The organism is Hymenobacter koreensis, assembly GCF_039541855.1.
Taxonomy (GTDB): Bacteria; Bacteroidota; Bacteroidia; order Cytophagales; family Hymenobacteraceae; genus Solirubrum; species Solirubrum koreensis.
The window spans coordinates 308,486-328,978 of record NZ_BAABHA010000001.1 but is presented as its reverse complement, the minus strand read 5'-3'; the positions used below and the strand labels follow the sequence as shown (position 1 = coordinate 328,978).

At 60.2% G+C, this 20,493-nt stretch carries 13 protein-coding genes; 7 read left to right on the top strand and 6 right to left on the bottom strand.

The genetic code is table 11. The features are described 5' to 3' along the window. Nucleotides 1-121: 121 nt before the first annotated feature. From ABD903_RS01415 to ABD903_RS01400, 4 genes are all read left to right on the top strand, one after another. Complete coding sequence (locus ABD903_RS01415) at nucleotides 122-1,588, top strand: FAD binding domain-containing protein (protein ID WP_345220698.1); 1,467 nt, start codon at nucleotides 122-124, stop codon at nucleotides 1,586-1,588. 38 nt (nucleotides 1,589-1,626) lie between these two features. Continuing rightward, nucleotides 1,627-3,936 (top strand): xanthine dehydrogenase molybdopterin binding subunit, encoded by a 2,310-nt coding sequence (locus tag ABD903_RS01410; protein ID WP_345220697.1) that lies wholly within the window; start codon nucleotides 1,627-1,629, stop codon nucleotides 3,934-3,936. A gap of 172 nt (nucleotides 3,937-4,108) precedes the next feature. Next, nucleotides 4,109-4,657, top strand: coding sequence for a hypothetical protein (locus tag ABD903_RS01405; RefSeq protein ID WP_345220695.1), 549 nt, complete (start codon nucleotides 4,109-4,111; stop codon nucleotides 4,655-4,657). Nucleotides 4,658-4,752: 95 nt separating this feature from the next. After that, entirely contained in the window at nucleotides 4,753-5,763 is a 1,011-nt protein-coding gene (locus tag ABD903_RS01400) for an XdhC family protein (RefSeq protein ID WP_345220693.1), read from the top strand. A gap of 17 nt (nucleotides 5,764-5,780) precedes the next feature. On the opposite strand, the gene ABD903_RS01395 is transcribed toward ABD903_RS01400, so the two are convergent. After that, nucleotides 5,781-6,359 carry a hypothetical protein gene (locus ABD903_RS01395; RefSeq protein ID WP_345220691.1) on the bottom strand — a complete coding sequence of 193 codons (579 nt, stop codon included), beginning with the start codon at nucleotides 6,357-6,359 and terminating at the stop codon, nucleotides 5,781-5,783. A gap of 62 nt (nucleotides 6,360-6,421) precedes the next feature. After that, entirely contained in the window at nucleotides 6,422-8,302 is a 1,881-nt protein-coding gene (locus tag ABD903_RS01390) for an ABC transporter ATP-binding protein (RefSeq protein ID WP_345220690.1), read from the bottom strand. A gap of 231 nt (nucleotides 8,303-8,533) precedes the next feature. Here ABD903_RS01390 and ABD903_RS01385 point away from each other — a divergent pair, with 231 nt between their 5' ends. Then, complete coding sequence (locus tag ABD903_RS01385) at nucleotides 8,534-9,712, top strand: MFS transporter (RefSeq protein WP_345220688.1); 1,179 nt, start codon at nucleotides 8,534-8,536, stop codon at nucleotides 9,710-9,712. A 76-nt stretch (nucleotides 9,713-9,788) separates the two neighbouring features. Here the strand turns inward: ABD903_RS01385 and ABD903_RS01380 are convergent, their stop codons facing one another. Then, on the bottom strand, nucleotides 9,789-10,148 hold the full coding sequence (locus ABD903_RS01380) for a hypothetical protein (protein ID WP_345220686.1): 360 nt from the start codon (nucleotides 10,146-10,148) through the stop codon (nucleotides 9,789-9,791). A gap of 414 nt (nucleotides 10,149-10,562) precedes the next feature. On the opposite strand from ABD903_RS01380, the gene ABD903_RS01375 reads away from it, so the two are divergent. Together ABD903_RS01375 and ABD903_RS01370 are read left to right on the top strand one after the other, a co-directional pair. After that, nucleotides 10,563-11,021 (top strand): hypothetical protein, encoded by a 459-nt coding sequence (locus tag ABD903_RS01375; protein ID WP_345220684.1) that lies wholly within the window; start codon nucleotides 10,563-10,565, stop codon nucleotides 11,019-11,021. A 103-nt stretch (nucleotides 11,022-11,124) separates the two neighbouring features. Continuing rightward, nucleotides 11,125-14,448, top strand: coding sequence for a reprolysin-like metallopeptidase (locus tag ABD903_RS01370; protein WP_345220682.1), 3,324 nt, complete (start codon nucleotides 11,125-11,127; stop codon nucleotides 14,446-14,448). A gap of 295 nt (nucleotides 14,449-14,743) precedes the next feature. Here the strand turns inward: ABD903_RS01370 and ABD903_RS01365 are convergent, their stop codons facing one another. The 3 genes from ABD903_RS01365 to ABD903_RS01355 all read right to left on the bottom strand — a co-directional run bounded on the left by ABD903_RS01365 (nucleotide 14,744) and on the right by ABD903_RS01355 (nucleotide 20,324). Further along, entirely contained in the window at nucleotides 14,744-16,939 is a 2,196-nt protein-coding gene (locus ABD903_RS01365; RefSeq protein WP_345220680.1) for a helix-hairpin-helix domain-containing protein, read from the bottom strand. Next, a complete protein-coding gene (locus ABD903_RS01360) occupies nucleotides 16,939-17,802 on the bottom strand; it encodes a PorV/PorQ family protein (protein WP_345220678.1) in 864 nt (287 codons plus the stop codon). Before ABD903_RS01360 ends, ABD903_RS01365 begins: the two co-directional genes overlap by 1 nt. A gap of 236 nt (nucleotides 17,803-18,038) precedes the next feature. Beyond that, on the bottom strand, nucleotides 18,039-20,324 hold the full coding sequence (locus tag ABD903_RS01355; RefSeq protein WP_345220676.1) for a S46 family peptidase: 2,286 nt from the start codon (nucleotides 20,322-20,324) through the stop codon (nucleotides 18,039-18,041). Between the last annotated feature and the right edge of the window lie 169 nt (nucleotides 20,325-20,493).

Genomic DNA, 20,493 nt, shown 5'->3' with positions numbered 1-20,493 from the left:
ACGAAAAAGTACGAAGCCAGATGCGGCTATCTACTGATTATCACCGCATGAAGCCTACGCTATGGAGTACTAGCCGGTTTTCGATATCTTGCCTGTCCGGCTTTTGCCGTTTTCCCCGCTTATGCTCCAGTTTTACCTTAACCATCAGCTGGTTCGCCCCACGCACCGGGCCGGCAGCACCCTGCTCGATTACGTCCGCTACCACCAGCACCTTACCGGCACCAAAATAGGCTGCCGTGAGGGCGACTGTGGCGCCTGCACCATGCTCGTCGGCGAGTTGCAGCCTAATGGCTCGGTGCGCTACCAGTCCATGACCTCCTGCCTCACGCCGCTGGGCAATGCCCACGGCCGCCACATTGTAACCGTGGAAGGCCTGGGACAAGAAGCCGGCTGCCTTACGCCCGTGCAAGAAGCCATTGTGGCCGAAGGCGGCACGCAATGCGGTTTTTGCACCCCCGGCTTTGTGATGTCGCTGACCGGCCATTGCATTGGCGGCGCCGCTACCGACGAGGCCGCCCGCGCCGCTATCGACGGCAACATTTGCCGCTGCACCGGCTACAAGTCGCTGGAACGCGCCACCAACCGCCTGACTGCGCAGCTGCTGGAGCGCGACGCCGCGCCCGAACGCCTCACCTGGCTAGTCGAGCAGGGCTTCATTCCCGCTTACTTCCAGCAGATGCCCGCCCAGCTGGCCGAGCTACGCGCCGAAACCGTAGCCGACGTGGCCGCCCGCACCGGTGGCCACACAACCGGAGCAAACGGCACTTCCGAAATACCCACCTCCTACCTGCTGGGCGGCGGCACCGACTTGCTGGTGCAGCGTGCCGACGACGTGCTGGCCGCCGAGGTTCAGCTGCTCTACGGCCACGCCGAACGCTGCTTCCTGCGCGAATTGCCCGACGGCCGCCTCAGCCTGGGCGGTGCCACCACGGTAGAAGATTTGCGCGGCTCGGAGCTGATGCAGCGCCGCTTCCCGCGCCTGCGCCAGCACCTGAAACTGGTATCGAGCACGCCCATTCGCAACATGGCTACCGTGGCCGGCAACTTCGTGAATGCCTCCCCCATCGGCGACCTGACTATTTTCTTCCTCGCCCTCGATGCGCAGCTCACTTTGCAGGATGCAGCGGGTCAAACCCGTCAGTTGCCGCTGCGCGAGCTGTACCGCGGCTACAAGCAGCTCAACCGCCAGCCCGACGAGCAGGTGGTGGCAATCAGCTTTGTGCCGCCTACGGCCGATGACACCTTCAACTTCGAGAAAGTCAGCAAGCGTACCCACCTGGATATTGCCAGTGTAAACTCTGCGGCCCGCCTGCGGGTGCAGGATGGTGTTATTCAGGAAGCGCACCTCGCGGCCGGTGGTGTAGGTCCCACGCCGTTGTACCTGCGCCAAACCTCGGCTTTCCTGGCGGGCCGCCCCCTGAACGCGGAAACGTTGCGTGCGGCCAACGACGTGGCCCAGCAGGAAATCAGTCCCATCAGCGACGCCCGCGGCACCCAGGAATATAAGCGCCTGCTGCTGCGCCAGCTGCTGTTCGCGCATTTTCTGGAGCACTTCCCCGAGCAGCTACAGCTTCATGAACTGGTGTAGCCCGCGCTGCCAGCTCCTTCCCCGCTTCTCCCCATCCCATGCATAATCTCGACGCTGCCGGCCACGTGCGCGGCGAATCCCAATACCTCGACGACATTCCCGTGCAGCGAGGCACCCTGCACGCGGTGGTGTACGGTTCGCCGCTGGCCCACGGCAAGCTCCGCAGCTTAAACCTAGAGGCAGCCCGCCGGGCGCCCGGCGTGGTGCGCATTCTTACCGCGGCCGATATTCCCGGCGAAAACCAGATCGGTGGCATTGTACCCGATGAAGAACTGCTGGCCGGCTCGCACGTGCATTTTCAGGGCATGCCGGTGGCCTTGGTACTGGCCGAAACCGAACCGCAAGCCCGGGCAGCCGTCAAGCTCATTGAAGCCGACATCGAGCCGCTGCCCATCATCACCGACCCGCGGGAAGCTGCGGCCCAAGACGAGTTGATTGTGCCCCCGCGCACTTTCCGCCTCGGCGACCCGGCCGCTACCTGGGATGCTTGCGCCCACATTATCGAAGGTGTAGCCGAAAACGGCGGGCAGGAGCACCTGTACATTGAAACGCAGGGTGCCTACGCTTACCCGAGCGAAGGTGGCGGCGTGCGTGTGCATTCCTCCACGCAAGGGCCCACTGCCGTGCAGCGCCACACGGCGCGGGTGCTGGGCGTGGGCATGCACAAAGTAGAAGTAGATGTAGTGCGCCTGGGCGGCGGGTTTGGCGGCAAAGAAGACCAAGCCACTACCTGGGGAGCTTTGGCCGCACTCGGGGCTTTCGTGGTGAAGAAACCGGTTAAGCTGGTCCTTTCGCGCCACGACGACCTGCGCATGACCGGCAAGCGCCACCCCTACTCCTCCGATTTCAAGCTGGGCCTCTCAGCCGATCTGAAGCTGCTGGCTTACGAGGTAACGTTTTACCAAAACGCCGGTGCCGCCGCCGACCTTTCGCCGGCTGTGCTGGAACGCACCCTGTTTCACGCCACCAATACGTACTTCATTCCCAACGTGCGGGCCACGGCATACAGCTGCCGCACCAACCTGCCGCCCAATACCGCTTTCCGGGGTTTTGGCGGCCCCCAGGGCATGTTTGTCATCGAGTCGGCTATTGCGAAGGCCGCCGAGCAGTTGGGCGTGCCGGCTTGGGAAATTCAGCGCCGCAACCTGTACCAGGACGGGCAGGAGTTTCCTTACGGACAGCGTTTGGCCGATTGTCATGCTGGGCTAAGCTGGCAAACCGCCGAGCAAAAATTTAAGCTGGAGCAGTGGCAAGCCGAAGTAGATGCCTTTAACCAGCAAAGCGCGGTAAAGAAGCGGGGCTTGGCGGTGATGCCGATTTGCTTCGGCATTTCGTTTACCAAAACGGCCATGAACCAGGCCCGCGCCCTCGTGCACATTTACACCGACGGCTCGGTGGGCATTAGCACCGGCGCCGTGGAAATGGGCCAGGGCGTTAACACCAAAATGGTGCAGGTTGCGGCCCGCACGCTGGGCATTAATCCCAACCGCGTCCGCCTTGAAACCACCAACACCACGCGGGTGGCCAACACCTCGCCCACGGCCGCCAGTGCCACCGCCGACCTCAACGGCAAAGCCGTGGAAATGGCGTGCCGGGCGTTGCGGGTGCGGCTCATGCGCCACGCCGCCGAGGAGTTGAAGCTGGAATACGAGGGCCTGGAAATTTACGACGAACAGGTACTCGCCGCCGGCAAACCCGCCGAAACCGATTGGGAGAAGCTAGTTTCCACGGCCTACTGGAAGCGCGTGAGCCTCACCGAAAACGCCCACTACGCTACGCCCGACCTGTGGTTTGACCAGACCCAAGAGAAGGGCAACCCCTTTGCCTACCATGTGTACGGTACGGCTTTGGTGCAAGCGACGGTGGATGCTGTGCGCGGCACCTACGAAATTGACGCCGTGCGCCTCGTGCACGATTTCGGCCAGAGCTTTACCCCCGGCATCGACCGCGGCCAGATTGAAGGCGGATTGGTGCAGGGCCTGGGCTGGATGACCATGGAAGAGCTGATTTACAACCAAGAAGGCCGCCTGCTCACCAATGCCCTAAGCACTTACAAGGTGCCCGATCTGTACAGTGTGCCGGCCGTAGTGGATGTAGAGTTCCTGGAAACGCCCGGTCACCCAAACGCCATTCTGCGCGCCAAAGCCGTGGGCGAACCGCCGCTGATGTACGGCCTGGGCGGCTACTTTGCCATTCGCAATGCCGTACGCGCCTTCCGCCCCAGCGTGTTCCCCGCGTTTTCGGCACCCATTACACCCGAGAAAGTGCTGATGAGCTTGTACGCGGCACCCGCTGCGGAACCAGCACCCGTTCATCAAGCGGCCACTGTAGCTCCTATAAAACCTTAGAAACTCCTCGAGTGGTTATACCGCGGCCCGGCTAAGCAGTTAACGTCTGTTTGGCCGGGCCGTTCTGCGTTTCCTCGGTGAGCGAGAAACAGGACTAGTAGCTGCTATTTCCGTTCGTTCGTGGCATTTGTCGGCTTTGCGGCGTACCTTTGCGGCCTTTTTACCGCAATTCTTGCCCATTCCCGCTTTGTCGAATACCCTCATTACCGCTCCCCTGCGCATTATTGTTGCGCCGGTTATCCGTTCTACCCAAGTGCAGCGCAACATGCTGCGTGGCTTGGTTCTTTACTCCGCCGGCGACACCGTAGCAGCCCTGTTGCTCAACGATTTTCATTGGTTGCGCCTGCTGGGCGTAGCGTTGCTGGGCGGTTTCCTGTACGCCTTCGAAGTGCCGGCTTTCTTCAACTGGATTGACCGCATCGTACCCGAAAGCAAAAGCCAAGCCTCCCGCTGGCTGCGTGCAGCGCTGTCGCAGGTGTACTTTAACCCCATCTGGATTTTGCGCCACATGGTGTTTCTGCTGGTGTTTACCGGGCAGTTCGAGCAAATCGGCTGGCATTTGCTGCCGGTGGCGGCTAAGTCGTTCGCTCTGAACGCGCCGGTGTCATTGGTGGTGAATTACTTTATTCAGAACCACGTATCGCCGCAGCGGCGCTTCCTAGCCAGCTCGGTGTATTCGGGGGTTATGGCGGTGTACTACGCGCTCAGCGCAACTTGGTAGCAGCTGGTCTGCGCAAGTAAATATTAATCATATCCTATTCTTTCATAACTGCGTCTAAATCCGTTTCTTGCGGGCTGATTTCCCATTCCGCCCACTTGGATTCGCTGTCTCCCCACTCTCCTGCTCCACGCGACTTGGTTGTGTGGCAACACGCCATGGCCTGCTTGCGCGCAGGCGTACCCGTGACTCTGCTTATTGTAGCCAGCAGCACCGGCGACAGTCCGGGGCGGCAGGGGTTTAAAATGAGTGTGGCCGCTGGCAGCATGACGGGCTCCATTGGCGGCGGTATCATGGAGCACAAGTTTGTGGAGCTGGCCCGTGACCGTATGCAGCGCCGCGAAACCGGGGTATTACTCCGCGAACAGGTTCATCGGTCCGAGGCTGGTCACAACCGCTCCGGCATGATTTGCTCGGGACAGCAAATGTTGGTGTTGCTGCCGCTGCTGCCGGCACACTTGCCAGCCGTGCGCGCAGCCCTGGAAACCCTGGAGCAGCATTTGCCCAGCACCTTGCACCTCTCCCACACCGGTGAGCTAAGCGTGCACCTGGGCCACACAGGCTACCCGACGCAATTCGAATCGGCCGACGCGGCTGCCTCGCGCTGGCACTACACCGAGCCGTTGGGCTTCCGCGACCGGCTTACCATTATTGGCGGGGGGCACGTGGCGCTGGCGCTGTCGCGGGTAATGGCCACGCTCGATTTCCACCTCACGGTTTTCGACGACCGGCCCAACCTGAACACGCTGCTTCAGAACCCCTTCGTACACGAAAAACGCACGCTTAGCTACGAGAAACTGGCCCTGGAAGTCCCCGAAGGCCCGAATCAGTACGTGGTGGTCATGACCTTCGGCTACCGCTCCGACGACGTGGCGGTGCGCCAGTTGCTCGACCACCAGCTGGCCTACATCGGCCTGATGGGTAGCGAGGCCAAAATCGAGAAGCTTTTGGCGGGCCTACGGGCCGATGGCTATTCTGAACAGCAACTACAGCGCCTGTATACGCCCATTGGGTTGCCCATTCACAGCCGTACGCCCGAGGAAATTGCCATCAGCATTGCGGCCGAAATCATTCGGGTGCGCAATGCACCGTTCGACGACGCCCGCTAAAGGACGATACAACCGGATCAGGGCAATAGCGTGAAGGACACGGTTTCGGCCGTATATACCTCGCCATTGGTCAGGCGCAGTCGCACCCTAAACTGCTGCGGGCCAGAAGCTGTGGGGGCCCGGCGAAGTCGAAAATTCAATTGCTTTAACGGCTGACCATTGGCCTCAGCAATGCGGTTAGGCTCCAGGATCAGGCCGGAAGGCAGGTAGTCCAGCGCCACGAGGTCGTTGAGGGAGCTGCCGGCGGGATGCTGCGCGTCGTAGTCGAAACGGCTGCGAATGGTCAGCGAATCCACCCGCTCGTCGGTGCCTAATTGTCCGGGTTCGAGCGGGGAGCAAGCGTAGGCGCGGTTACCGCCGCGGGCCGGAGCAGAACTGTAGTAACGCACTGGCAGGCTCATGGCCAGCAGCAGGTTTGGGCGCGAAACAGATTCGTTGGGCACAATGCTCCGGGACGTCTGGTTTGCAGGACTGTTCAGGGCAAACAGGTTCGCGCCCTCCACATCGAAATAAGCTAGGGCGGGCTCACTGCCGCACTCGTCTTCGCAAGCGTAGAGAGGCGCCCAAAGGAGTAGCAAAAGAAGTATTCGTTTCATAGCAAGCCATATTGTAGCTGAAGAGCTGGCTATGCGGCTACAAGTTGCATCAGAGGCCGGTTTTACCGGTAACCGGCGGCCTGCAGCTGAAACAACTCGGCGTAGCGGCCGCCGCGCGCCAGCAGGTCGTCGTGCGAGCCAAGCTCCTGCAGCTGGCCGTGTTCAATTACCAGAATGCGGTCGGCCATGCGCACGGTGCTGAAGCGGTGCGAAATAAGGACGGCGGTTTTGCCGCGCGTCAGCTCGGCGAAGCGCTTGAATACCTCGTGCTCGGCGCGGGCATCGAGGGCGGCGGTGGGCTCGTCGAGAATCAGCAGCTGGGCGTCGCGCATGTAGGCACGGCCGAGGGCAATTTTCTGCCATTCCCCGCCGCTGAGGTCCACGCCGCCGGCAAAGCGGCGGCCAATCATTTGGTCGTAGCCGGCGGGCAGCTTCTCAATAACCGAGTCGGCGAGGCTGCGCGAGGCGGCACCTTCAATCCGCGTTTGGTTTTGGCGCTGGTCGATGCGGCCCACGGCAATGTTCTGGCCGGCAGGCAGCTGAAACCGCACGAAATCCTGGAAAATGACGCCGATTTCCTGGCGCAGCTCGGCCGGGTCGTACTCGCGCAAATCGTGGCCGTCGAGCAAGATGCGGCCTTCGGTGGGGTCGTAGAGGCGGGCCAGCAGCTTCACGAGCGTGGTTTTGCCGGCGCCGTTTTCGCCCACCAGCGCCAGCTTTTCGCCGGCCTGCAGGTGGAAGCTCAGGCCACGTAGCGCCCACTTGGAACCGTTGCGGTACTGGAAGCCCACGTTTTCGAAGGTAAACCCTTGCTGGATGGGGCGCGGGAAAGGCCGCATACCGGCGGCTTCGTCACGAATAATGCGGGGCCGCAAGGCAAAGAAATCGAAGAAGTCCTGCAGGTACAGCGCGCCATCGGCCATGGAGCTGAAGCGGCTGAGCACGCCTTCGAGCAGGCCGCGCAGCCGCCCGAACGAACCGGCCAGAAACGTGAGCTGGCCCACCGACATTTGCCCCTGCGCCGCCCGAATAATCAGGTACACATAGGCCCCGTAATAGCCCAGCGTACCGATGGCGGCAAACACGGTGCCCCAACTGGCCCGGCGAATGGCTAGGCCCTTGTTCTTGGTGTAAAACTCGGAGGAAAGCGTTTCAAAACGGTCGATGAGAAAACCCGACAGCCCGAAAATCTTGACCTCCTTGGCGGTTTCGTCAGAGGCTCCGGTTTGGCGCAGGTAGTCCAGCTCGCGCCGCTCGGGCGTCCAGGAGTGCACCAGCGAATAGCTCCGCTCGTTGAAATGTGATTCGCCCAGAAAAGCCGGTACCACCGCCACGGCTAGCAATAGCAGCAGCCAGGGCTGAAAAGCCACCAGGCCCGCCGCCAGAAACACCATTGTAATCAGGTCCTGCGCCTGGCCCAGCAGCTGCGCCATGAGCGTGGAACGCGACAGAGTTTGGCGGCGGGCCCGCTCCAGCTTGTCGTAGAATGTGGCGTCTTCGAATTGATCGAGGTCGAGGGTAGCGGCGTGGGCCATTAAGCGCACCGAGGAGCGGTTGGCCAGCAAGTCGCCCAGGAGACTATCGAGCAACGCCACGCCGCGGCCCAGGGCATCGGACAATATGGCGAGGCCGAACTCCAGCGCCACCAGCGTGAGAACAGGCGTGAGTGGCACGTCGGCCGGGCTGGGGCTTTGACTAAGCCGGATTACTTCATCTATGATTAGCCGGGCTACGTACAGCACGGCCAACGGAATAGCGGCTCGCACGAGGCGTAGAGCCGCATTTATCAATAGCAGGCGCGGGCTCGTTTGCCACACCAGGCGCATAAACGCCGGAATGTTACGCAAGGCGGCGGCCCGTTCGCGCAGGCTTACGGCCGGCTTGTGCTCGGGCCGGGGCCGCTTGGCCGAAATCGATTCAAAGAGGTTGGTCCAGAAACTCATGTGCAACTACCCCGGCAAGCGCCGCGCCGAAACGTGCCGGGCAGCCGTATTGGCAGCATACGCAATGGGTTCCGGTTCGGATGGTTGAGCTTGCCGCGCCGAGACAGGTATAGGACTGAATCAGAAATGTTTTAGGTGCAGGTTGGCTTATCGGCCCGAAAAGCATCTGGCACGAGTATGCCCGCTCGTTTGCGGGTTACCTTTGTCTCCGCCCACGCGTTCTGTTGCTCCATGCCCACCCCCACCAAGGTCTATTCAGCCGGTTTCTGGCTGATGTGCCTGAGTTCGTTTCTGTTCTTTCTGAGCTTTAACCTGCTCATTCCCGAACTGCCCGACCACCTCACCAGCATGGGCGGCGGCGACTACAAGGGCCTCATCATTGGTTTGTTTACCGTTACGGCGGGGCTTTCGCGGCCCTTCAGCGGCAAGCTGGCCGATACTGTGGGGCGCATTCCGGTAATGGTGGTGGGCTCGTTGGTATGCTTTATCTGCGGCTTTTTCTACGTGTGGGCCGGTACTGTAGCCACCTTTCTCACCCTGCGCCTGCTGCACGGTTTCAGCACCGGTTTTAAGCCCACCGGCACGGCCGCCTACATTGCTGATATTACCCCACTGGAGCGCCGAGGCGAGGCCATGGGTATGCTGGGCGTGGCGGGCAGCCTGGGAATGGCCGCCGGACCGGCCATTGGCGGGTACATTACGCAGTGGTTTTCACTGAACACGCTCTTTTACCTTTCCAGCGGTACGGCCTTGGTTTCGGTGCTGGTGCAAGGTACCATGACGGAAACCCTTCCCCGCGCCCAACGCCAACGGTTTCACTGGGGCTTGCTGCGCATTAAATGGAATGAGATTCTGGAGCCGCAAGTGCTGAAACCGGCCGCTGTTACGCTCCTGTGCTTGTTTCCGTTTGGCATTCTGCTCACCGTAGCGCCCGACCAAAGCCGCCTGCTGGGCATCGATAACAAGGGCTTGTTTTTTACTTCATACACGCTGGCTTCATTGTTAGTGCGCTTGGTAGCTGGCCGCGCCTCCGACCGTTACGGCCGCGTGCCCATACTGCGGATTTCTGCCTTAATGATGGTGGTGGCGCTGCTGACGCTCTGTGTGGCTCATACGCCGCTGTTGTTCCTGGCGGCGGCGGCATTGTTTGGCTTGTCCACGGGGCTGAACTCGCCCACGCTTTACGCCTGGACTATTGACCTAAGCCACCCCGAACGGCGCGGCCGGGCCGTAGCCACCATGTACATTGCCTTGGAAGTAGGCATTGGCTTAGGAGCCATGCTGAGCGGTTGGCTGTACTCGAACGAGCCGGCGCGCCTGCCGCTGGTGCACGGCTTGGGAGTGGTGGCGGTAGTTGCAGCGCTGGTGTATTTATACCGAATTCCTACCCGGCAGGTGGTCAACGGGTAAGGGTTAAAAATATGGACCGGAGTAATTCAATGCAACTAAAAAGCCCGTCCTAGACGGGCTTTTTAGTTGCATTGAATTACTCCGGATATCCCCCTACCGACTTCTGCTTAGGAACATATGTTTTATTCCCGTTGCTATTAATGTAGTACTGTCCGCCGCGTGACCCTGTTTGGATGGTATTGCCACTCCCATAATTTTCGGCTGCAGGAGAATAGTCCCGTGCTTTTGTTCCTGTTTCCCCGGTGTAATAGTTAGAGTTGCCTTTGGTAGAAAAATTATCGTGGTTGGTGCTATTTGACTCAGTTTTCATATGAGGACTAACGTAAGTACCGTCTGCCTTCGTGTATCCGTTTTGATAACGTGTAGAAGTGTTAGTTTGCGAGAAACCAGCGTAACTAGCCAGCATCAAAATCCCAGAGAACAAAAATTTCTTCATAAACAACGAAATGTGAAGGGGGCCTACTCTAAGTCAGTTTTCGGCTATCCTGTTGTAACGTAAGGATAGTCAACCGCATTCATAATAAAAACACTTTATCTAAAATAAAACCCAAAATAGTTCAAACGTTGACGGGTGTTCTTAAAACTGTAACCATAAGCCCTGAAATCGGGCACTAGCAGTCCGCTTTATCAGTAAGGGCCGCCGGTAATGGAAGCTATTTGAATTATTGCTGCCTTGATTTACTTTGAGAACACCACTGAGAGTAACATTTTTGGTAAAGAGCACACCACTTACATATAAAGTTCTATATTTTTCTACATATTTAGTTGTGCTACGTCCATTGCAATGTTTCTCAGTCCTCTGTACTTGTCTTTGTGGTTTATGAGTTTATTCTCTCAAGCCTCTATTCCTGTGGCAAATTATTGGACCGCGCTATCCAAAAGCCGGCAAGCCAAGCTGGGCACGCCGCGCATACGCCCCACTTCGTACCGTGTGCTGGCCCTCGACCTGCCGGCCCTCAAAACCTACCTGCAAAAAGTACCCACCACGGGCACTGCACCAACGCCCCTTGCGCTGCCACTGCCCAATGGCACCCGGCGCAGTTTTCAGGTGCAGCTCTCGGGCGTAATGGCTCCGGAGTTAGCCGCCAAATACCCCGAACTGCGCGCTTACATCGGCCGGGCGCTGGGTGCTCCGGGAACCGATGCGCGGTTTGAAGTATCGGCTACCGGCTTGCGCGCCATGATTACGGCCGAGGGAAAAGTATACCTCATCGAATCTTATCGTACCGGGGACACCCGTCACTATATCTGCTTCGATAAAGCCCAAATGCCGCCGGGCTCTAAACGCTGGCAAGAGCCTAGTAATTAAGGTTCAAAAGCCGGTGCCGAGCCGCTCAAACCTCTGCAAAAATTCTTACTTTAGAGGCTTAGTTCTCTCTGGCATTTCTCACCCAACCCCTATTTTACTGCCAATGCGTACACCCTTTACTCCTACTGGCACCGCCCTGCGTGGCACCTTGCTAGGCGGACTACTGGCCGCCGGTCTGGCAGCACCGCTAGCTGCTTCGGCGCAGCGGGTGCTGTGGGCCGATGACGCCCAGTTGCCCGTCGCGGCCCGCAAAGCCACCACTTCCCTGGATCGGTACCGAGCCGTAACCATTCAAATGGCAAACCTCCGGGCTACGTTGGCGCAGACGCCGGCCGAGCGCGGTGCCGGAGCACGGGGCTCGAACACGGTCATTTCTCTGCCCATGCCCGACGGTACGTCGGGCCGGTTCCGGGTGGTGGAAACCCACGTGATGCACCCGCAGTTAGCGGCCCGTTTCCCCATGATCAAGACCTACGCGGGTCAGGGCATCGACGACCCCACCGCAACGGCTGTTCTGGACGTAACGCCCGCTGGTTTTCACGCCCAGATCAACTCGGCCGAAAACACGGTTTACATTGACCCCACCGCCGACGGCAGCCACCACCTGGTGTTTTACCGCCGCGACATCAACCGCGCCACGCTTATTCCGAACCGGTGCCACACCGAAACGTCCTCGGACGTTAACCACCGCCTGGCTCCCACCGCGCTGGCGGCCCGCCGGCCCAATGGCGCGCAGCTGCGTACCTACCGTTTGGCCATGGCCTGCACCGGCGAGTACGCCCTGACCAAGGGCGGTACGGTGGCCGGCGCCCTGGCCGGCATTGTTACCTCGGTAAACCGCGTGAACGGCGTGTACGAGCAGGAGGTAGCCGTGCGCTTCCAGCTGATTCCCAACAACGATGTTCTCATCAACCTCGACCCGGCCACCGACCCGTACACCAACCTTAGCAACAGTGCCGCGCTAAACACTAACCAAACCGTAGTCGATCAGCGGGTGGGCAATACCAGCTACGACATCGGCCACCTTTTTAACACGGCCGACGGCGGCATTGCCGCGCTGCGCTCGGTGTGCAACACCGCCAACAAAGCGCGCGGCTCCACGGGCCTGCCCAATCCCACCGGCGACGCGTTCGACATCGACTACGTAGCCCACGAATTCGGCCATCAATTTGGGGGCAACCACTCGTTTAACTTTGCTGGCAGCAGCTGCGCCACCCGCAACGCCTCCACGGCCTACGAGCCCGGCGGCGGTACCACCATTATGTCGTACGCCGGCATTTGCGGCCCCATTGGCAACCTGCAGCCCAACTCCGACCCCTACTTCCACACCCGCAGCTACGACGAAATCCTGACCCACATTACCGGGGCGGGCAACTGCGTAACCCCGGTAGCAACCGGTAACACCCCGCCGGTGGTAAATGCCGGCCTCGACTACACCATTCCCGTGGGTACGCAGTTTGAGCTGACGGGCTCGGCCACCGACGCCGACGGCGACCCGCTTACCTATAGCTGGGAGCAAGTTGACCTAGGCCCCGACGGGCCGCCCACGGCGCCCACGGGCGACGCCCCCATTTTCCGCTCGAACGTACCCTCTACCTCCCCCAACCGGCTGTTTCCGGGGCCATTGCGCCGCACGGCGGCCGGGGGCCCGCCTGTGGCCGGTTCGCTTGAAGTGTTACCCAGCTACGCCCGCGTACTTAACTTCCGCCTCACGGCCCGCGACAACCGCACTGGTGGTGGCGGCGTTAACTACGACGCTGTGGCAATTCCCGTAGTGGCCACGTCAGGTCCGTTTGTGCTTACTGCTCCTAACGCCAGCAACGTAACGTGGCGCGCCACGGTACCGCAGCAGGTAACCTGGGATGTAGCCAACACCACGGCTGCCCCCGTTAGCGCGGCCAACGTGGATATTTTGCTGTCGATTGACGGCGGTGCTACGTACCCCTACACCCTGCTCAGCAACACGCCCAACGACGGTTCGCAGACGGTAACGGTGCCGGCCAACGTACCGGCCAGCTCGCAGGCCCGCATTAAGGTGAAGGGCTCGGGCAACATTTTCTTCGACGTATCGGACCAGAACTTCCAGTTGCTGGTGCCCACTGCCCCAGCCTTCTACCTGGCTTCGGGCTGCGGCACCACTGCCCCGGCCTTCTGCCCCGGCAGCAGCGGCACTTGCTCGGTTGAAGTAGGTCAGGTACTGGGCTTTACCGGCCAGGTAACCCTAACGGCCAGCAATTTGCCCACCGGCGTAACGGCCAGCTTCTCGGCTAACCCTGTGGCCGCCGGCGCTAACAGCACGGTTACCATTACCTCCACCACGGCCACGCCTTCGGGTAACTACAACATTACGGTAACTGGCACCAGCGGCTCGCTAACCGAAACCCAGCAAATTGCCATTACGGTACGTAACTCGGCGGCCATTGCGCCTTCGCTCACGCAGCCAGCCGCCAACACGTTGCGGGCCCTTCCCTTGCCCACGTTCACCTGGTCGCCCATCACGGGTGCTACCAGCTACGATTTGCAGGTATCGACGGACCCCAACTTTGCTACCACGGTTATCAACCAGAGCAACCTGACCACCAACCAGTACACCTCCACCGTTTCGCTGCAATCGAACGGCCGGTACTTCTGGCGCGTGCGCGGCACGGCCGACTGTGGCGCAGGTCCGTTCTCGGCGGCTTCGGTGTTCTATGTAGGTCGTCAGGTGTGCACCACGTACAGCGCTACTAACGTGCCCGTGGTTATCGGCACGGGCGGCGGGGCCGTGTACACCTCCACGTTGCAGGTACAAACCCCCAACAACGACCTGATTACCGACATCAACGTCAAGAACCTGAGCATCACCCACCCCGACATTTCGGAATTGGGCATTGCCCTGCTGAACCCCAGCGGCCGGCGCACGCAACTGTACACCGTAGCCTGTAACGGGCCGAACATGATCATCAACTTCGACGACCAGGCTGCCAGCGTTGTAACCTGCCCGCTGCCCAACAACGGCACCTTCCGCCCCGACACCCCGCTGAGCGGCTACCAGGGTTCTGCTCCCAACGGTACTTGGTCGTTGCAGGTGAATGATTTCCTGCCCGGCAACGGCGGCAGCATTACCGCCTGGGGTCTGGAAATCTGCACCGTGGCAGATGCCGTTCTGAGCGCCCGCGACGAGCAGCAGATGCTGCAAGGCGTGGCCGTGTTCCCCAACCCGAGCACCGGCGAGTTTAACGTTACCCTCGACAATGCCCAGCGCGGCACCCTGTCGATTCAAGTAACCGATGCCGTAGGCCGTACCGTGCTGACCGAGCAGGTTGCCAAAGGCGCCGGCTTGCTGCAGCATCGCCTAGACCTGACCAAGCTCAGCCAGGGCATGTACCAGCTGCACCTCTCGCTGCCCGGTGGTGGCAAGGCCGTGCAAAAGCTCATGAAGCTGTAAGCAACGGCTTCGGCATTCCCGATTTAGCGGGCGGTTTCCACTGGGAGCCGCCCGCTTTTTTGTGCCCTAACTTCCCAATTACATCATAGAACCGACACTTTTAGCAACGATTTATCGGTTCGTGGTATACCAAGCGTGGCCGCCAGTACGCATCTGTTGGGTTGATGCAGGAAGGTGATGACCCGACAGCAACGTTGGAAATAACCTCATCCTTCATTTCTTCATCATAAGCAAAAAACGCAACGCCCCGGCTTCTCCATCAGAAGCCGGGGCGTTGCGTTTCGCTGGGCAACTGCTAAAGAGCCACCCGTAGCTGCGCCTTCACGTCGGAGCGTTGCGGGCCTTGAATTTCCTCCAGTCCCGAGCCCACCGTGCGCTGGTCGCGGTAGCGGGTTACGGCGTAGCGCAGCCAAAGCGTGAGGCGCCGGTTCAGCTTGACTTCCGCCAGCGCATACATGCGGGTGCCCCGGCCCGACAAACCGGGTACCGAGAAGGCGTACAACACGTCTTGTTCGAAGGCATACTGCCGCGTATCGAAGTCGTCGGTATCGAAGAGGGCGTAGCGGCCGGTGAGGCGCAGGCGTTGCATGGGATGCACCGTAACATCTTGGGCCAACAGGAAACCGGAGGTTGTCGGGCCTTCGTTTTCGCGGTACAAGGTGCCCTGTACACGGGTACGCAGGCTCAGCGTTTGCGTGGGGTTGGTGTCGTAGTAGAACAGCAGGGAGCGGCGCACCGTGGGCACGGGCATGGGGGCCGGCCGCACCAGTTGGTCGTCGTCGTACTCCTTCTCACGGGTTCTAAACTGGGCGTAAAGCAGGCTGGTTTTGGTGGGCGCGTACGTCACGCGCACCAGCCAGTCGTACCCGCGGGAGGGGCCGCCTACCTGGTATTTCAGCCACGGAAAGCTGAACTGGTCGTAGTAGGCCGACAACTCCCAGCGGGCAATAGGCCTCACTTTCAGACCGAAATAAAGGCCGTTTTCGTTGATGTTGCGCGTGTTTTCGGCCAGAGCATTGCCGTACAGCGTGTGGAAGTTGCGGGCGTAGCTGCGGTGCAGCACCGAGGCGTCTACGTCGGGCCCGAGGCTGGCCAGCAGGCCGTTAACGGTACCGATGCCGCCGCTGCTGCTGCGGCCGGTTTCGCCAAACAAGCTCAGGTTACGCCAGCCGTAGCTGTAGTGTGCGCTTATGGCCAGGTTGTGGTTGCCGCGAAACTCGTAGCGGTTGTACGGCTCCAGGCTGCGTTCCAGCGGCGTGCTTAGCTGGGTATTAACCGCCGTGAGTCCGAGGTTGAAACGCCCGCCACCCGGCGCGAAAGTGACGTTGCCGCCGGTTATTACCTCGCGCACGTTTTTGCGGTTGGCCAGTTCGTTTTCGGTGCGGTGGAATCCCGAAATCAGCAGGCCCGAGGCGAATTCATCGAACTCCCGCAAGGTATCGGCGACGCCGCTCTGCAGGGAGGCATCCACGCGCTTAACCGAGGCAAAACCGGTGAGGCGTAAGCTGGGCGCTACAGCTACAGTAGCCGCTGCACCTCGAAAGAAAGTGCTTTCCAGCACGGAATTATAAGGCCGGATGCCCAGGTTGCTGCGCCGCAACGTGGTAATGGTTTCGGCGCCTTTGCCTACCTGCAAGCCTGAGGAAAGCAATAGCCCTTGACCAAACTGCAGCTGGTAGTCGCCTAGGATGACTGACTTTAGACGGCCACGTTCGAACAGGGCGATGTGGCCGGCGTAGTAATCGAAGCCGTAGCGGCGGGTTTTCTGGTCCCAGGTAAACTGCTCGCCGGCGTCTTTTTCGGCGGCAAACCCTACGCTGAAGTCGCGGGCGTGGCTGGTACGGAACCGCACGAGCACTTTATCGGGGGAGCCGAGGTAGCGGCTGGCGGGACGGCCGGTACTGGTGGTATCAGACGGTGCGTAGCCGGGGCGCTCTTCCAGTACCCGCTCATAGCGAATGAAGAGGGCGTTGTTTTCCTCCTGCAGAATACGACGCCAGAGCGGGCCGCGAGCGGCGTTGGTGTTCTGGTCGCCCACGTTCACGAAAGCCGCCATGCGGTAGGCTGTGCGCAGGTCGAAACCGCGGATGCTTTGCAGCTCATACAGGCTCAGCAGCGGCCCGTTTTGCTGGCGGTGCTCGAGCAGGGCCGTAATCTGGGGTTCCGAAAGCAACAGTAGGCTGCTAAGCTCTTCGCGGCTGGCCGTGTTCAGGTTCAGCGGCGTTTGCAGGTATTGCAGCAGGGTTTCGTACAGGTCCTCGTAAGGAACGTTGTCGCTCTGCGGCTCGGCAAACAGCTCCTGCACCAGCCGGTCGAGGTCGGGGCGCGGGCGCGGGTACTCGGGTGCCTGCGCATGGGCCGTGGCGGCTGTGAGCAAGAGCAGCGCGGCCAGACCGGTTTTCAGGCTGCTGGAGCGGACGGCAAGTCGGGAAATGGCAACGCGAGCAAACCGGTTACCTGGCTTCGGCAGCGCAATCAGCGACTTGCTCATCACGATTTCGGACCGAGGCGGAGGTTAACGTTCAGGTGCTGGCTCAGGCCCAACACGTTGTGTAGCTGGGCACCGTAATCCACGCGCAGTTGGCCGAAACGCAGGCCAAAACCGGCCGTTACCTGTTCGCTAAGCGTGGCCACGCCGGCCCGCACCGTAAACGCGTCGATTAGTTGGTACTCCAAGCCGGCGCGGAAGTCGGCGTCGCGGTCAATGTCCTTTTCGGTTTCGGCCACCAGCATCACTTTCGCCGAAGGCCGGAAACCGAGGCCGGCGCGCAGTACCGTGGGCACGCGTTCGTCCTGGTATTCGGCTAGCTTGGCTTGGTTAAGGTTGTAGAGGTACACGCCAAAAGTGAGCTTCTGCGGTACCACCTCGGCTTGCCCGCCCAGCGAAGCGGCCACGGTGCGGCGGCTGCCCAATCCCTCGATGCTCGTTTGGAGCATATCTACGCGGGCACCCAAGCTGATTACGCCCAGGCGGTACGCGTAGCCCAGGCCCGCGCGCGACTCGCTGTACCGCTTGTCACCGAAACGCTGTACTTCCACGCCTACTACGCCGTTGGGCGGGGTGGTAACGGTGCTGCCTTCGGGCTGGCGGCCCAGGGGCATGGCTACGGCCAGGGCGGCGTTGTTAATGTTCGGTATGAGGAAGCGGTTTTCGGCGTACACGCCTACTTCGGGCCGGTTGAGCTGCGCCAAACCGGCCACGTTGTTACTCAGAGCCCACAAATCGTTGCTAAGCGTAACGGAAGCATTGCCGAGCGCCGCTGCCCGTGCGCCCCGCACGCCGGGGGCCCCGCTTTGAGCCTGCGCGGCGGCAGAAGCAAGCAGTAAACAAACCAGAAAGTAGAGTTTTGACATAAAAAGGCATTGGTCGGCACCTTAAAGTACTGCAATAGAATCCATAAGAAAAAACATTCTGGCAGCAGGTCCCCGGTTTGCCCGTGGCGCTTAACCTCAACCGTTGCATACACGGGTGAAACGAGGCACCGAGGGCTCCTCAACGCTATGTTGGCAGTTGCAAACCAGCGCACCCCCAGATCAAAAAAGCCCCGGCGCAAATGCGTCGGGGCTTTTATCAAAAGTCGTTTTGCTTGCTAGAGGCTAGCAGGGGCTGGTTCGCCTTTCTTCTTCTTGGTTTTGATCTTCACCTTGGTGGCTTTGCCATCGAGGCTGGTAGGCACCATTTGAGCGGTGTTGCTAACGCCCGGGTTCGGACCGTTGTTCACCACCGTCATTTCGTCTACCAGATGCTTGGCTCCGCCGAGTTTCTCGATGCACCAGAGCACGTAACGGATGTCGGCGTTGATGCAGCGCTTCAGCTCGGGGTCGTAGGCCAAGTCGCCGGTCATGGCTTCCCAGTTGCCGTCGAAGGCCAGGCCGATTAGCTCGCCGCGGCCGTTGATAACGGGCGAACCGGAGTTACCGCCGGTAATGTCGTTATCGGTAATGAAGGCCGTGTGCAGCGTGCCGTCTTTGTCGGCGAAGCGGCCGTAGTCCTTGGCTTTCAGCAGTTCAATCTGCTTTTTGGGCACCACAAACTCGGGGTTGGTGGGGTCTTCTTTTTCCAGAATGCCTTGGGCCGTGGTGAAGAAGCTGTACTTCACCGCGTCGCGGCCTTCGTACGAGCGCACCGAGCCGTAGCTCAGGCGAATGGTGGAGTTGGCGTCGGGCGAGTATACCTTCTGGCTGTTTTTCTCGCGAATGGCGGCTACGTACAAGCGGTTGGCCCGTACCAAGCCGGCCTGCGCCGCCTGCATTTTGGGTGCAATGTTTTGCTGGTAATTGGTGAACAAGCTGTTAATCATCTTGAACGCCGGGTCGTTTTCCAGCTGCGGCAGCGTGGGCTTTTGCAGGAACTGGTCGGTTTTGGCTTTCGACGTCAGGAACGACTTGCTGAATACCTCGTCGGCGTACTTCTGCATGGAGCCGCCGTACTGCTTGGCCACCGTTTGGAAGATTTCCGGCTGCTGGTTCTTGGGCACGTCGGTGTAGTAGAGCTGCATAAGAGCGGCAAACACCTTCTTGTCAGTGGCGGCGTTGTAGTCCTTGAATAACTCCTCGGTGGGCTCCTTCAAATCATCGGTGGCCTTTTTGATGGCCGCCTGGTCGGGGCTTTCCGATTTCAGCAGGTTATGCAATGGGCGCAGGCGGGCCGCAAACGCTAGGATTTCGGTGCCCAGCGCGGCTTCGTTCATGTACACCGAGCTCAGGTTGTACTGGCGCATGCCGGCGTACGCCTGGTTGATGTCGTTCAGTACCGAGCCGTACTGCTGACCGCGGGCTTGGTCGGCGGCAATCCACTGCATGAGGGCGCGCTCTTCGGCCGTTTTCTGGTCCACGGTTTTCAGGCGCTTCATGCCTTCGTTCTGGCCGATGAAGTACTTCCAGTAGTTGGCAATGTTGGCGTACTTGGAGGCATACTTCAGGCGCACATTCGGGTCCTGGTCGCCGTCGGCTTTCCAGATTTTCAGGCGGGTGTCGCGCAGCTTGATGCGGGCCGGGTTGCTTTCGTCGAGCGTGAGTTGCAGGCCGGCAGCGGGCAAAAAGCGCTGCGTGCGGCCGGGAAAACCGAACACCATGGAAAAGTCGCCTTCGTTCACGCCTTGCAGGCTCACGGGCAGGTGCTTCTTGGGCATGTACGGAATGTTGCCTTCCTGGTAGCCGGCGGTGGGCTTGTTGTCTTTGGAGGCGTACACGCGGAATAGGGAAAAGTCGCCGGTGTGGCGGGGCCACATCCAGTTGTCGGTGTCGCCACCAAACTTACCTACCGACTCGGGCGGCGCGCCAACCAAGCGTACGTCGCCAAAGCGCTGGTACACGAACAGGTAGTACTCGTTACCGGCAAACATGTCGCGCACGTAGGCCACGTACTGGCCGTTTTCCTTGGCGGCGTTGGCCATTTCCTGCTGGCGCTTCTGCACCAGCTGGGCGCGCTCGGCTTCAGGCGTTTGGGGCGTAATGCCTTCCAGCACCTTGCCCGTTACGTCCTCCATGCGCACCAAAATATCCACGAACAGGCCGGGGTTCTTCAGCTCATCGGTTTTGGTGGTGGCGTAAAAGCCGTCGGAGAGCAGGTTTTTCTGGGGCGTGCTGTGACTCTGAATAGCGTCGTAACCGCAGTGGTGGTTGGTCAGCAGCAAGCCTTCCTTCGACACGAACTCGCCGGTGCAAAAGCCGCCAAGCTGTACAATGGCGTCTTTCAGGGACGAGTTGTTAACGTCGTAAATTTCTTCGGCCGTCAGTTTGAGGCCTTTCTTCTGCATGTCGGCGTGGTTGAGGCGCTTTACAAACAGCGGCAGCCACATGCCTTCGTCGGCACGGGCCACGGCCGGCAGCAGCAAAACCAGCAGCAGGGCTTTCAGCCAGGAGCTTTTTAGCATTCTTGAAATGAGGAAAGTGGTGAGTGAATGGGCGAATTACCGCGAATGGTAAACCAAACCTACAAAAACGGGTGTTCTTTGTGCCGATATCGGGTAGTATTCCAGCAACGCCGCGACCAGCAACGGCCTCTGTGTCAGCCAAACTAACCGATAGTCAGTACCCCAACAT

Excerpts from the sequence above, each read along its gene's own strand:
- ABD903_RS01395 (WP_345220691.1), bottom strand. The coding sequence starts at position 6,359 with ATGAAACGAATACTTCTTTTGCTACTCCTTTGGGCGCCTCTCTACGCT.
- ABD903_RS01410 (WP_345220697.1), top strand. The coding sequence starts at position 1,627 with ATGCATAATCTCGACGCTGCCGGCCACGTGCGCGGCGAATCCCAATAC.
- ABD903_RS01365 (WP_345220680.1), bottom strand. The coding sequence starts at position 16,939 with ATGAGCAAGTCGCTGATTGCGCTGCCGAAGCCAGGTAACCGGTTTGCT.
- ABD903_RS01370 (WP_345220682.1), top strand. The coding sequence starts at position 11,125 with ATGCGTACACCCTTTACTCCTACTGGCACCGCCCTGCGTGGCACCTTG.
- ABD903_RS01380 (WP_345220686.1), bottom strand. The coding sequence starts at position 10,148 with ATGAAGAAATTTTTGTTCTCTGGGATTTTGATGCTGGCTAGTTACGCT.
- ABD903_RS01415 (WP_345220698.1), top strand. The coding sequence starts at position 122 with ATGCTCCAGTTTTACCTTAACCATCAGCTGGTTCGCCCCACGCACCGG.
- ABD903_RS01390 (WP_345220690.1), bottom strand. The coding sequence starts at position 8,302 with ATGAGTTTCTGGACCAACCTCTTTGAATCGATTTCGGCCAAGCGGCCC.
- ABD903_RS01360 (WP_345220678.1), bottom strand. The coding sequence starts at position 17,802 with ATGTCAAAACTCTACTTTCTGGTTTGTTTACTGCTTGCTTCTGCCGCC.
- ABD903_RS01355 (WP_345220676.1), bottom strand. The coding sequence starts at position 20,324 with ATGCTAAAAAGCTCCTGGCTGAAAGCCCTGCTGCTGGTTTTGCTGCTG.
- ABD903_RS01385 (WP_345220688.1), top strand. The coding sequence starts at position 8,534 with ATGCCCACCCCCACCAAGGTCTATTCAGCCGGTTTCTGGCTGATGTGC.